Source organism: Pseudomonas sp. FG43, from assembly GCF_057809175.1.
The window spans coordinates 316,837-330,572 of sequence record NZ_JBMDJL010000004.1; the positions used below are offsets into that span (position 1 = coordinate 316,837).

Consider the following 13,736-nt stretch of genomic DNA (forward strand, 5'->3'; position numbering starts at 1 on the left):
GGTCAAATCTCGTCCCTGCGCAGACGACGAGGTTTCACATCCTTGCGTGGCTTGGCTTTGTCGAGTTCGGCCCCCTTGAGCAACGGTTGTGGATGGTCCAGAGCCTCGATGGCCGCCAGCAGGGCAACCTTGGTGTTGGGGCCAACGGCACTTTCCGGGCGACCGGTTTCAATCCAGGCCTGGGCTGGCAGCCCCAGCTTCTTTTGTAGCTCGGGCGATGTCTCTTTACTGACCAGAACGCCAAGCTCCCACCACTGGCTGACCATCTTGTTGATACGCGCCAGGTAGGAACCTTTCAGGTCGCGCAACCAGTCTTCGCGGTAGGAGAAATTCTTGAGCTGTTGCGGTTCACTCGACTGCGTTGAACCGACACGCTGCCAGGCCTCGTTGCTGAGCACGCTGTTGGGCACGCGGGCACCCCAGTAGCTGGGGAAGGACAGATAAGAGCCAGGTTCGTATTCCGCATCGGACAGGCAGGATGCGCCGTCGGTCTGCCATGGCACGCCCAGTGCGCGGGTCAGGGAGCCCGGACCTACGCCGTCCAGCGGGCCACCTTTGCTCAGGCAGATTTCCGGTGTCAGCTTGCTGCCGTAGTCCTGGCGAACGACATGACCCTGGGGCAGAACGGCCAGGCGATACGGACTTTTCCAGACGCTGGACACACGCATGAACCAGGTCAGCTCGATGCCGGGGTGGAACGGCCCGCCCAGGCACTCATGCAGCCCTACTCGATCCAGCGCTTCGGTCTGCTGTTTTGGACTGAGCGACGAGAACGCAGGGATAACCGGTTCACCTTTCCAGTCGGAGACGAAATCCCCCTTCACCCATTTTTCCAGTGCCTTGTACATCAAAGGCGTGACGGCCAGGCCTGCACCTTCGGCATCGGAGTAATCACCGTAGTAATCGCCGTAGAACGGCAACAGCGCAGCCGTGAACGCTCCGGCGCCATCCGGGATACGGAAAAGCTCGAAGACCCTCTTGCGGAACTCGGCATTCTTTGCAGACGGGTCGGCAAGCTTCTTCAAGACCGCCTTGTTCTTGGTATCCAGTGGCGAGCCGGAACCGCTGAGCAGGTAAATGCCATGGTTGGTCCACTGCATATTGGTCAGGCGGTCGAAGATCGGCCAGATGTCGCGGGTGAACTCGGTGCTTGTGTGGGCAGGCAGTTGACCGTTGCGCACGTACAGATCACGCACCACGTCTTCCATGGTGACGACACCGAACAGTCCCGGTGCATAGTTGGGCGGTGTGACGGCCAGGAAGCCCGGTTCGGCCTCCAGGGTGTCGCCATTGGCGAAGGTCACGCGAGCGTAGACCGGACCATCGGAGATGTCGTCATGCCAGTCTTCGTTGTTGGCAAAGGTGACAGGCGCGGTACCCGCCTTGAGCGGTGCGGAATGCCCATGGCCACCCAGCGCAATGAGCCGACCTTCTTCGTCGGTGCGCAACTCGCCCAGATAGACCGGCTTGCTGTAGAACTCGCCCGTATCGAAATGGAAGGCCTTGCCCTGCTTGTTGCGACCGCCGATGGTTCTGGGGCCCGGACGAATGTCCAGCGCCTTGCGCTGAGGGCCAATGACTGCCGGATTGCGTCGACCGGCTTTCTTGGCGTATGGCGCAGGCAGGTCCATGGCATTCTCGAAGTCGTACCAGCCAGCCTTGAGGTTGGCGAGTTCCACGGTCCAGTCGATCTTCACGCCATCGGCAAGGGTAAGCTCGCGGACCGAACCATCAGTCAGCTCAGCGTAGATCCGAAAGCGCACAGCCTGACGTCGCAAATGCCCCTTCGCATCGCGAAACTCTCCGTCCGCGCTACTCGCAACAGCTCCCGGAACCTCTGCGGCCAGGACATATTCGTCATGCCCCAGCGCATTGCCGACCCGAGCAATACCAAGCCCCGGATGCACACGTACTGACTTGATCGACGCGGTACTGATGGTAGTGGCCATTGCGATGTAGCCTCCCTGCTGAAGTGAAATATTCTGAGAACGTTTCTCAGGCCACGACACTAGATGACAAAATATCAAGATGTCAAATAGCCACACAGCAATTCCCGCATCCCCTTCTGCCTGCCTGAAATCCCGCCCACAGAAGCATTTACATTCCCTCACCAAATACGGCTAAATGGCGGCCTTCGTGCTACGGGCCCACCCATGGCTTCAATGAAACGCATCAGTCCCTGGATCGCTTGTCTGGCCGTGTTGCTCAACATGCTGGCCATGCCGATGAGCCGTGCCATGCAGCCGGCGGATGCGCATTTACTGCTATGGGGCGGGTTTTGTTCCGGGAGCGGTTCGACCGCCCTGCCGCCAGGCTTCCAGAAGTTGATCGATACGCTGCAACCCGCTTCATCGAAAGCGGCCATGCAGCATGGCGATTGCTGCTGTGGCCATGCGGGTCTGGTCGCTCTGCCAGCCGATCACTATCGGCACTTCCTGCCCCGCTACACACCTGATACAGCACTGGACAACCCCGAGCAGCCGACGCTGCATCCCAGGGTTCGCTGGCCCAGTCTGACCCCGCGCGCCTCTCCCCTGGCCTGACCACGCCTTGCCTGCCCGCCGACTCTGGCGCGGTTTTTCTTGTCTGGCGCGGGAATGCCCTGATCGGCCATCTCGCGCCCTTGAAGTCTCTTGGTCATCAGGAAGTTTTTGTTATGCCTGTTTTTTCTACATTGCCACGCGCAATGCATATTCCCGTGTCCCGCTCGGTCTGTCAGGCACTGACCTGCGGGGTATTCGTCTTGACGCCGCTATCCGCCGCTCTGGCCGAAACCCAGGTCGAGAACTCGACCCTGACCCTCGGCTCCGTGACCGTTCAAGGCAACAGCAGCGGCCCGCTGAGCACCAGCAGTGTGCTCAGCTCGGTGGATATTCTGGGTGGCGATATCCTTGAAAAGATGCCGGTCAATTACAGCTGGGAGCTGTTCAGCCGTGCTCCAGGCGTGATCCTTACCCAATTCAACCAAGGCACGACTTCCGGCAAGATTTCCTTTCGCGGCTTTAACGGTGAAGGCGAAATCAACGCGGTGAAGCTGTTGATCGATGGCATTCCGAGCAACAGCAACGACGGCAACATGCCGTTCATAGACATGATTTTCCCCATGGAACTGGACAGCATCGAAGTCGTGCGCGGCACCAGCGATGCGCGTTACGGCTTGAACAATATCGCGGGCAACGTCAACATGCTGACCCGCACCGGCGGCAATTACACCAAGGCCCGGATTCGCTACGGCAGCTTCAATACTCAGGAAACCCAGCTTTCCAAAGGCTTCGAGAGCAGTAACTGGAGCCAGAACTATTTCTTCGCCTATCAGAAATCCGAGGGCTATCGCGATCATTCCGATGCCGAGAAATTCTCGATGTCCGGCAAGTGGTTCTATACCCCGGACGACGAGAGCTATCGCATCGGCCTGATTGCCCGGCATTACGAAACCGAAGCCCAGGAGCCCGGATACCTGAGCGAAGAGAATGCCAGCCGCCACCCGACCATGACCAACAGCTACAACGCCACGGACAAGGGCACGCGGCGCATGAATCAGGTCAGCCTGCATTTCGATACGGATCTTGCAGACACCCTGGCATGGTCCGCGAAAACCTACATCAACACCTTTGACGACCGACGCTGGACCCAGTACTGGAGAACCACCTCGCAACAGGAACGGGATGCCTATGAAACCCAGTACGGCGCCCTCACCTCCCTGACCTGGCGCCCGGAAGTCAGCTGGCTGTACGACTTTGCCCTGGAAGGCGGAGCGGACATGCAGCAGCAGGAAAACAAGAGCGAACGCTACCGGACCCTGAATCGGGTTCGCCAGGCCCAGACCCGCGACCAGCAATTCGACTTCGACACCTACGGTGCTTATGTCCAGGCCGAGATCAAGCCTTTCGAGTCGTTGAAGATTGTCCCGGCCTATCGGGTCGACAAGATCCAGGGCGACTTCACCAATGAAATGACCGGCCTGGATTACGACATCAATGACTATGGCCTGATCAAGCAACCCAAGCTCAGCGTGGTGTATTCGCCCTGGGATGTGGCCAGTTTCTACGCCAACTGGGGACGCACCTTTCAGGTCGGCACAGGAGCTGCGGCCTACAAGATTCCGCCACGGGATACCGATCTGGAACCGTCGATCAACGAAGGCTGGGAAACCGGGATCAAATTCACTCCCGCCAGCTGGGTTGATGGACGGATCGCCTACTGGCAGCAGGAAGCCAGTGGCGAGGTCAGCCGTCGGCTCAACGACCCGAGCGGGGAATCGGACAACGTCGGTGAAACCCGGCGCTGGGGTTATGACCTGCAGGTGAACCTGCACCCGAACGAGCGCACGGAAATATGGATGGCTTACTCATGGCAATACTCGAAAATCCTTGAGCCCAGCGCTACATTGCCCAACAGCAAAGGCCGGGAAATCGACCATGTTCCCCATCACGTGTACAACGCCGGCATGACGTATCAGGCGACTCCGGCCCTGCAACTGACGGCCTGGATGAACGGCCAGACCAACTACTATCTGGAACGGGAAAACACTCAGGGCACCTATGGCGGCTATGTGCTGATGAACCTGGGCGCTACCTGGAAGGTAAGCGAGTCGGTCAGTGTCGACCTGCAACTCAAGAACCTGACCAACCGTTATTACGAGTACGTCTGGTATGACCCGGACGGCGCCGTCGACTCCCTGCACTCGCCGGGCGATGGACGTGCCTTGTATACCGGGGTCACGCTGGAGTTCTGATCCTGACCGGATGTCGAGGTGTCACGAACGGCACCTCAACATCAAAGCTGCTTTAATAGACAACCCAATGATCTGACAGGAAGCATGCAGATGGATCGTCTCACCGCCAAAGACTTTGCCCCTGAACTGCTTGAGCTGTACGACTACTACGCACACGGCAAGATCAACAGACGAGAATTTCTTGACCGTGCCGCCCTGTTCACTCTGGGAGGCATGACCGCCACAGCCCTTCTGGCCTCGCTCAGCCCGAACTATGCGCTGGCCGAACAAGTGGCATTTACCGACCCGGATATCATTGCCGAATACGTCAATTACCCTTCACCCAAGGGTCATGGGCAAGTACGTGGGTATCTGGTGCGTCCGGCGAAAGCCAGCGGCAAGCTGCCTGCGATAGTGGTCGCCCATGAAAACCGTGGGCTCAACCCTTACATCGAAGATGTCGCCCGGCGCGTAGCCAAGGCAGGTTTCATCGCGCTGGCACCCGACGGCCTGTCCTCGGTGGGCGGTTATCCGGGCAACGATGACAAGGGCCGCGAGCTTCAACAGAAAGTCGATCCTGAAAAACTCATGAACGACTTCTTCGCGGCTATCGAATGGCTGATGAAGCATGACGCAAGCACCGGAAAGGTCGGCATCACCGGCTTCTGCTATGGCGGAGGCGTCGCCAATGCCGCAGCCGTGGCTTATCCGGAGCTGGGAGCAGCGGTTTCCTTCTATGGCCGCCAGCCCAAGTCCGAAGACGTCGTGCGAATCAAGGCTCCGATCATGATTCATTACGGCGAGCTGGATACGCGCATCAACGAAGGCTGGCCCGCTTATGAAGCGGCGTTGAAAGCCGCTGGCACGAATTACGAAACCTATATCTATCCCGGCGCCAACCACGGCTTCCACAACGACTCCACACCACGATACGACGAAGCCGCCGCCAATCTGGCCTGGGACAGGACCGTGGGATGGTTTCGGCGCTATCTGGTTTGAGGCCATTCGCGAAGAAGGCGTACATGCCATTTGTGGGAGGGGCCTTGGCCGCGACGACCAGTGTGAAGGCAACACATTTTCAGCGCCTTCATACTGCTGTCGCGGCCAAGGCCCCTCCCACGGATCACCTGTTTTTTGAAATCACCGTCTCTTGACTGACAGGCATTACTCCTACATGAGCCAGCAATATCTGTAACGGATGCTGCACCACTTGCCCGTCCTGGCGCTTGACCTGGCTGCGGCAGGAGTAGCCATCGGCAACCAGCCGACCCTCGCCGTTATGGCGGGCCACCAACGGCTGCCAGGACTGGCTGTAGATGGTGTCGGAGTGTTTGGCATTCCGGGTTTCATGGCCGTAGGTGCCAGACATGCCGCAGCAGCCGCTGGCCAGCACTTCAAGCTTGAGTCCGGTGCGAGCAAAGGCTTTCTGCCACAGACCGACGCTGCCCGGCTCGTTGGTTTTCTCGGTGCAGTGCGGCAGGAAGTAATAGGTTTCGCCCGACTGAACCTGCCCGGACTCTTCCAGCTGAGCAGCCAGCCACTCTTGTGGCAGCAACACCGTGGGCACGTTTTCGCTGCCCAGTGTCTTGCTGTATTCCTGCCGGTAAACCAGCGTCATGGCCGGATCAAGCCCTACCAGCGGAATGCCATAAGCCTCAAGTTTGCGCAGCGATTGGCTGTTGAAACTGGCAGCCTTCTCGAAGGCCGCCAGGAAACCTTGCACTTGCAGCGGCTTGCCGTTTGGTGCAAATGGCGCGAGGTAAACCTGATAACCCAGACGCGAAATAAGCTCCAGCCAGTCAGCCGCCAGATGGGTCTCGAAGTAACGAGTGAAAGCGTCCTGAACGAGGATAACCGTACGCTTGCGTTCCTGTTCAGACAGTGCAGCCAGACGCTGCGGCGTAGCGATGCCGACATTCCAGCGGGCACAGGCGGCGCGGAAATCCATCAGGCTCAGCAAGGGGCTGTCCACCATGCCCGCCACATGCTCAAGCAGGTAACGAACCGGTTTGGCAGCCATTATGGCGTTGTAGACTTTCGGGAAACGAGCCAGATACGGAATGCTGAACTCCAGCGAGCCGATCAGGTAATCCTTCATCGGACGCAGGTAGCGGCTGTGGTAAAGCTCCAGGAAACGCGAGCGGAATTCCGGCACATTGACCTTGACCGGGCACTGCCCAGCGCAGGATTTACAGGCCAGGCAACCGGCCATGGCATCATAGACCTCATGGGAAAAGTCTTGCTGCCCGCGTAGCCTGCCCAGAGTGTTGGCGGTCTTGCTGACCAGACTCTTGATGACATTGGCAGAACGGGCACGGGCGCTGGCGGTCAGCACATCGATATTATGTTCACCTTGCAGGCGCAGCCATTCACGGACCAGCGAGGCCCTGCCCTTTGGCGAATGAATGCGGTTGCGGGTGGCTTTCCAGGACGGACACATGGCGTCGTCGGCGTCGTAGTTGTAGCAGGCACCGTTGCCGTTACAGTGGACGGCGCTTTCGTAGCTCTGCCAGACACGCTCGTCGATACCGCGATCCAGATCGCCCCTCAATTTCACTTCATCCACCAGAGTCAACCGGGCAGCCGGTACGGTCGCGGGCGTCGCGATCTTGCCGGGGTTGAGCTGGTTGAACGGGTCGAAAGCAGCCTTGAGTGCCTGAAGCGCCGGGTACAACTCACCGAAGTATTCCGGCACATATTGCGAACGCAGGCCTTTGCCGTGTTCGCCCCAGAGCAAGCCGCCATAACGTTTGGTGAGGGCCGCGACCGCATCGGAAATCGGGCGTACCAACGCGGCCTGCGCCGGGTCTTTCATGTCCAGGATCGGCCGCACGTGCAGCACGCCAGCGTCCACATGGCCAAACATTCCGTATTGCAGGTTGTAGCTGTCCAGCAATGCCCGGAATTCCTGAATGTAATCGGCAAGGTTTTCAGGCGGTACGGCGGTGTCTTCGACAAAAGGCTGAGGCCTGGCCTCGCCCTTGACGTTGCCCAGCAGGCCGACCGAACGCTTGCGCATGGCGTAGACCCGATTGACCGCTGCGCTACCCACCGCCAGCGTGTGCCCCAGCCGAACCACCGAGGTGTCGTTCTGCAAATGTTCAACGAAGGCATGGACGCGCTGCTCCACTTCGCTGGCTTCGTCGCCGCAGAACTCGATCAGGTTGATCCCCAGCGTCGGGGTATCCGGGTTCTGAGGAAAGTATTCGGCCACGCCATGCCAGACGATATCCTGCATGGCAAGCATCAAGACCTTGGAGTCCACGGTTTCGATGGACAGCGGCTTGAGCGCCATGAGTGCCTTGGCGTCACGCAAGGCATCCATGAAACCGGCATAGCGCACGTTGACCAGGATCGAATGCTTGGGAATAGGCAGCACATTGAGCTTGGCTTCGACGATAAAGCCCAGCGAACCTTCCGAGCCGCACAGCACGCTATTGAGGTTGAAACGGCCGTCGGTCTCGCGCAGGTGAGCCAGGTCGTAACCGGTCAGACAGCGATTGAGCGGCGGAAAGACGTCCTTGATCAACTGCGCCTGGGTATCGGCAATTTCGCGGGCACAGCGATAGGCGTCCCCTGCCCGGTCGGTCCGGGCCTGCTCAGACTCCAGTTGATCGGACCCCATGGCCAGGCTGTGTATGCGCGAGCCACCGAGCAGTACTGTCGACAGCTCAAGTACGTGGTCGCGGGTCTTGCCGTAGGTGCAACTGCCCTGTCCGCTGGCATCGGTATTGATCATGCCGCCGACCGTTGCGCGGTTGGAGGTGGACAGCTCCGGGGCGAAGAACAGCCCGTGAGGCTTGAGTGCTGCGTTGAGCTGGTCCTTGACCACGCCGGTCTGCACGCGAACCCAGCGCTCCTCGACGTTGATTTCCAGAATCCTGTTCATGTGCCGCGAGAGGTCGACCACCACGCCATCGGTGAGCGATTGCCCGTTGGTTCCGGTACCACCGCCCCGTGGCGTCAGTACGACCTGTTTGTGCTCGGCACGTCCGGCCAGTCGCGCCAGAGTCTCGACATCGGCACTGTCGAGAGGAAACACTGCGGCCTGGGGCATGCGCTGATAGATCGAGTTATCGGTGGCCAGAACGGTTCGCGAACCATGATCCCTTGCGATTTCGCCTCGAAACCCCTCCTGCGCCAGGGCATTGAGGAAACGGTCATAGTGATCGACCTGCGCGGAGGTCGGTTTCAAGAGGGCAATCATGGTGGCTTCCTGACAGGCGAGGCTTTTTATATGCAAACTTTTATAGGTAAAGCACGTATGCTTCAGAGCGCTCTGAAACCAGGCTTTATCAACGGTTACGCTGATTTTCAGGCTTGATGACCAAGAGAGCAAATGTAAAACCTGTAGTTTTTCCATGAGCTTTATGAATGAACCCGAGAAGACTCACGCCTTCGATGTCGCTGCTTATCGCTTTTGAGGCAGCGGCGCGTCATGTCAGCTTCACCAAGGCTGCCGATGAACTGGCTCTGACCCAAAGCGCCGTCAGTCGCCAGGTGCAGGCCCTTGAAGCACAACTGGAAGTCGAGTTGTTCAAGCGTGATGGCCGACGTATCGAACTGACCACGGCGGGCGCGCTGTATCAGCATGAACTGGCGGCAGCCCTTGGGCGAATCCGCAGTGCAACGCTGCAGACCATCGCCCACAAATCCGAAGGCGGAACCCTGCACCTCGCCGTTCTGCCGACCTTCGGCTCCAAGTGGCTGCTGCCACGCATGCATGACTTTTACGCCCGACATCCGGGCCATGTGGTGCATATCCACTCGCGCATCGTGCATGCCGACCTGATGCCTGCGGCCAGCGACATGAACGCGATCATCTGTGCAGGCACAGGCAATTGGCCGGGCTATATCGCCCATCCGCTGATTGCGGAAAAACTGGTGCTTATCGCCAGCCCTTCGGCACTGGCTGGCCATGAGTCCATGACGCCAGGCCAGATTGCCCAGCACTCGCTGCTGAGCGTGGTTTCGCGGCCCAACGCCTGGTCCGACTGGTTCGACAGAAACCAGCTCGATCACCACATCATGCGCCCCGGTCCGAGTTTCGAGCTGACCGCGCACCTGATTCAGGCCGTGGCCGCAGGTATCGGCGTGGCTCTGGTGCCGCGCATTCTGGTGCAGGATGAAATCAACAGCGGCGAGCTGGTCACGCTGTTCGAGCCGATGGACAGTGGCCGCAATTACTATCTGGTGTACGCAACACGTTTCCAGAACCTGCCAGCGCTCTGTGTGTTCCGCGACTGGCTGCTGTCGACACCGTTCCCGGACGGTTTGTAATACGGAGTCTCTGTGCGTATAGAACCCCTTCCGCCACTGCAGAACCTGATTGCTTTTGAAGCCACCGTTCGCCACGGCAGTTTCACCCGGGCAGCCGCCGAGCTGCACCTGACCCAAAGCGCAATCAGCCGACAAGTCGCGCAGTTGGAAGACTTTCTGGGTCGGGCGCTGTTTCGTCGCGAGCACAAGCGCATTCATCTGACCGTGGCGGGGCAAATCTATGCCGAGGAAATTCATCGGATACTGACTCAGTGCGCCGAAGCTACGGCTCAGGTCATTACCCACAGCGGTGAACAGCAATTGACGCTGGCCTGCTCCAGCGGTGTGGCGGCGCTGTGGCTTGGCCCTTTGCTGGGTCGTTACAAGGATGAATTCCCGGCAGTGGACATACGCCTGCGCGTGGTCGATGGGCTGGACTCTCTGGTTCGGGCGGAGTTTGATCTGGCACTGTACTTCCTGCGCGAGCAATCACCTCCCGGCCTGGACAGCCGCCTGCTGTTTGCCGAATCGGTGAACGCCTATTGCTCACCGGACTATCTGAACGGACAGACGCTTGAGCCGGTGCAATTGCTCGACCATTGCCTGCTGATGCTCGAAGACGGCCAACGCCAGTGGTTGTCGTGGAACGACTGGTTCGGTCGCCAGGGTGTAGATGCTTCGCTGATCCACCAGCGCATGACCGTGAATCTCTACCCGGTGCTCGTGGATCTGGCCATCGCCGGTCATGGCATTGTGCTGGGCTGGCGACCGATGATTGATCGCCATGTGCAATCCGGTGCCCTGGTGCCTGCATGCAACTCGGATATCGGTGCCATCGGCGGCTATTACCTGCTCACCCCCAGCGGCAAGATTCCAAGACGCGCCGCCCGTGCCTTCGAGAAATGGCTGACCAATGAGATTGCGAGCTGACACGCGGTTACTTGCATGCGCAATACGCATGCAAACCTGCGTAATGATCGCTTTCTCAAATCCAGGCCGAAGCCTAATCTCGAACGCAACCGGGCATTAGATCCGAATAATGTTTCAACTTTTCAACTCTGCCCCCTTATAAATGCAGGGTTGCTTCCTGCATGTCTTGCATGCAGGAGTCAAAAAGTGAGCACTGAACACGCCTCTCCATCACGCACCCACAATCAAAAGGCGCGTCGTGCCGTTATCGCCACGGTCATCGGCAATGGCCTGGAATGGTTCGACTTCACGGTCTACAGCTTCTTTTCCGTCATCATCGCCAAGGTGTTCTTTCCCACCGGCAATGAGCTGACTTCCTACCTTCTGGCCCTGGCAACCTTCGGCGCCGGCTTCTTCATGCGCCCGGTGGGTGGCATCGTGCTGGGCATCTATGGCGACAAGCACGGGCGCAAGGCGGCACTTTCGCTGACCATTCTGCTCATGGCCCTTGGCACACTGATCATCGCCATCACTCCCAGCTATGCGCAGATAGGCCTGATGGCGCCGGTACTGATTGTGCTGGCGCGCCTGCTGCAAGGCTTCTCGGCCGGAGGTGAAATGGGCAGCGCCACGGCATTCCTGACCGAGCACGCACCCGAAGGCAAGAAAGCCTTCTACTCCAGCTGGATTCAAGCCAGCATTGGCGTGGCCGTATTGCTCGGCTCCGCGCTGGGTGCCGTCCTGTCCAGCTACCTGACCCAGGCACAACTGGAAAGCTGGGGCTGGCGGGTGCCCTTTCTGATTGGCACCCTGATCGGCCCGGTGGGTTTCTATATTCGTAGCCGCGTCGATGAGACGCCTGTCTACAGCGCCAGCAAACCTGTCGAGTCGCCCCTGCGTGAAGTCTTTCGCACTTACCCACGCCAGACCCTGATCAGTTTCTCGCTGGTCGTGCTCTGGACAGTCTGTACCTACGCCGTCCTGTTCTACATTCCTTCCTACGCCCAACGGGTGCTCGGCCTGCCTTCATGGATGGGATTCAGCGCGGGCATGATGGGCGGCGCTGTGTTGATCGTGGCAACGCCAATAGTCGGCGCGCTTGCTGATCGTTATGGTCGTCGGCCATGGCTCCTGGGGTCGGCAGTGGCCATTTTCTTCAGCGCCTACCCGATGTTTCTTTTCATCAACCAGATGCCGGGGCTGTTTTCGCTGCTGGTATTTGAAGTGGTGCTCGGCCTGCTGATTTCGGGTTACATCGGTTCGATCCTCGCCGCCTTCGGCGAGCTGCTACCAAGCCACGTGCTCTCGACGGGCTTGTCGGTGGCCTACAACTTCGCCGTGACGATCTTCGGCGGCTTCGCCACGTTCACCATCACCTGGCTGATCGCCTCGACCGGCAGCAACGTGGCCCCCGCGTTCTACATCATGTTTGCAGCACTCATCAGCGGCACCGGCGCGATGCTCTATCGCGACCGGAAGCACGTATCACATCGTCCTCTGACTGGAGCCCTTCAATGAATCACACTGACTCTTCCCGCCTGATACTGCGCAACGGTCGCTTGCTTGATCTTCAGTTGGGTCAATTGATTGCCGGCCAGGAAGTCGTGATCGAGGGCGAGCGTATTGTCGCTGTACGCCCTGCCGGTGAACCCGCCGAAGCCGGGGCCAGGATTATCGATCTGGGTGGCAAGACGCTGATGCCCGGCCTCATCGACTGCCATGTTCACGTTCTGGCCTCCAATGCCAACCTGGGCTTCAATGCCCTGCAACCCAACGCCATCATCATGTATCGCGCACTGCCGATCCTGGCAGCCATGCTGCAACGCGGCTTCACCACCGTGCGTGATGCCGGCGGTGCCGACTGGGCATTGGCCCGCTCCATCCAGTTGGGGCTTATCCCCGGGCCAAAGATCTTTGCGTCGGGCAAGGCCTTGTCGCAGACAGGCGGCCACGGCGACATGCGCGCCCGTGGCGAACTTCTGCTGAATGAACCCTGCTCTTGCTGCTTCCGCGCCGGGGCTATCGCTCGTGTGGTGGATGGGGTCGACAATGTGCGCCTGGCGGTTCGCGAAGAACTGCAACAAGGCGCGAACCAGATAAAGATCATGGCTTCAGGGGGCGTTTCCTCACCCACCGACCCGATTGCCAATACCCAATACAGCGAAGCCGAAATACGCGCCATCGTCGACGAGGCCGAAGCCGCCAACACTTATGTAATGGCTCACGCTTACACAGCACGCGCCATTCGCCGGGCCATCGAATGCGGCGTGCGCACCATCGAGCACGGCAATCTGGTGGATGCCGACACCGCCCGCCTGATGGCAGAAAAAGGTGCGTTTGCAGTACCGACTCAAGTGACCTATGAAATGCTCGCCCAGTACGGGGAACGCTTCGGATTGCCAGCAGACTCGGTCGCCAAGATCGAAGACGTGCGTCAGGCCGGACGCAATGCCCTGCTGCTGTTCGCCGAAGCGGGCGTGCCCATGGGCTACGGCTCGGACCTGCTCGGCGAAATGCATGAGTACCAGAGCCATGAGCTGAAAATTCGGGCCGAACTGCTGGGCAATCTTGCAGCCCTGCGCAGCGCCACCAGCGTGGCAGCACAGATTCTTCAGCGCGAGGGTGAACTGGGCTGCATCGCACCCGGCGCACTGGCCGACCTGCTGGTCGTGGACGGCGACCCGCTGACCGATATTGATTGTCTGGTAGGTCAAGGCGAGCGTCTGGCGATGATTTTCCAGAATGGTCACATCAGGAAAAATACGCTGGAGCAGTGACCTGCGCGCGCAGCCTAGGCTTTGTACGAAAAGTCGGCGAGCGAAGGTCAGGCAAGGCAAAAACAGGCGAGGAACGG

At 59.3% G+C, this 13,736-nt stretch carries 9 protein-coding genes; 7 read left to right on the top strand and 2 right to left on the bottom strand.

Annotation, left to right across the window (positions count from 1 at the left end; all coding sequences use genetic code 11):
* Positions 1 to 2: 2 nt before the first annotated feature.
* Positions 3 to 1,949, bottom strand: coding sequence for a LodA/GoxA family CTQ-dependent oxidase (locus ACODS3_RS07535; RefSeq protein ID WP_201017026.1), 1,947 nt, complete (start codon positions 1,947 to 1,949; stop codon positions 3 to 5).
* A 204-nt stretch (positions 1,950 to 2,153) separates the two neighbouring features.
* On the opposite strand from ACODS3_RS07535, the gene ACODS3_RS07540 reads away from it, so the two are divergent.
* The 3 genes from ACODS3_RS07540 to yghX all read left to right on the top strand — a co-directional run bounded on the left by ACODS3_RS07540 (position 2,154) and on the right by yghX (position 5,713).
* On the top strand, positions 2,154 to 2,543 hold the full coding sequence (locus ACODS3_RS07540) for a DUF2946 domain-containing protein (RefSeq protein WP_201017025.1): 390 nt from the start codon (positions 2,154 to 2,156) through the stop codon (positions 2,541 to 2,543).
* A gap of 143 nt (positions 2,544 to 2,686) precedes the next feature.
* Entirely contained in the window at positions 2,687 to 4,735 is a 2,049-nt protein-coding gene (locus ACODS3_RS07545; protein WP_489033933.1) for a TonB-dependent receptor, read from the top strand.
* A gap of 90 nt (positions 4,736 to 4,825) precedes the next feature.
* A complete protein-coding gene (gene yghX / locus ACODS3_RS07550) occupies positions 4,826 to 5,713 on the top strand; it encodes a YghX family hydrolase (RefSeq protein WP_201017024.1) in 888 nt (295 codons plus the stop codon).
* Positions 5,714 to 5,837: 124 nt separating this feature from the next.
* On the opposite strand, the gene ydiJ is transcribed toward yghX, so the two are convergent.
* Complete coding sequence (ydiJ, locus tag ACODS3_RS07555; protein ID WP_489033925.1) at positions 5,838 to 8,921, bottom strand: D-2-hydroxyglutarate dehydrogenase YdiJ; 3,084 nt, start codon at positions 8,919 to 8,921, stop codon at positions 5,838 to 5,840.
* 167 nt (positions 8,922 to 9,088) lie between these two features.
* Here ydiJ and ACODS3_RS07560 point away from each other — a divergent pair, with 167 nt between their 5' ends.
* The 4 genes from ACODS3_RS07560 (at position 9,089) to ACODS3_RS07575 (ending at position 13,659) form a co-directional block, all read left to right on the top strand.
* The gene (locus tag ACODS3_RS07560; RefSeq protein ID WP_201017022.1) at positions 9,089 to 9,994 is read left to right on the top strand and encodes a LysR substrate-binding domain-containing protein; all 906 of its coding nucleotides are present in this window, start codon (positions 9,089 to 9,091) and stop codon (positions 9,992 to 9,994) included.
* 12 nt (positions 9,995 to 10,006) lie between these two features.
* Positions 10,007 to 10,903, top strand: a complete 897-nt coding sequence (locus ACODS3_RS07565) for a LysR substrate-binding domain-containing protein (protein WP_201000492.1) — start codon at positions 10,007 to 10,009, stop codon at positions 10,901 to 10,903.
* Between the two features lie 186 nt (positions 10,904 to 11,089).
* Entirely contained in the window at positions 11,090 to 12,400 is a 1,311-nt protein-coding gene (locus tag ACODS3_RS07570; protein ID WP_489033926.1) for an MFS transporter, read from the top strand.
* On the top strand, positions 12,397 to 13,659 hold the full coding sequence (locus ACODS3_RS07575; protein WP_489033927.1) for a metal-dependent hydrolase family protein: 1,263 nt from the start codon (positions 12,397 to 12,399) through the stop codon (positions 13,657 to 13,659). Before ACODS3_RS07570 ends, ACODS3_RS07575 begins: the two co-directional genes overlap by 4 nt.
* Positions 13,660 to 13,736: the final 77 nt, after the last annotated feature.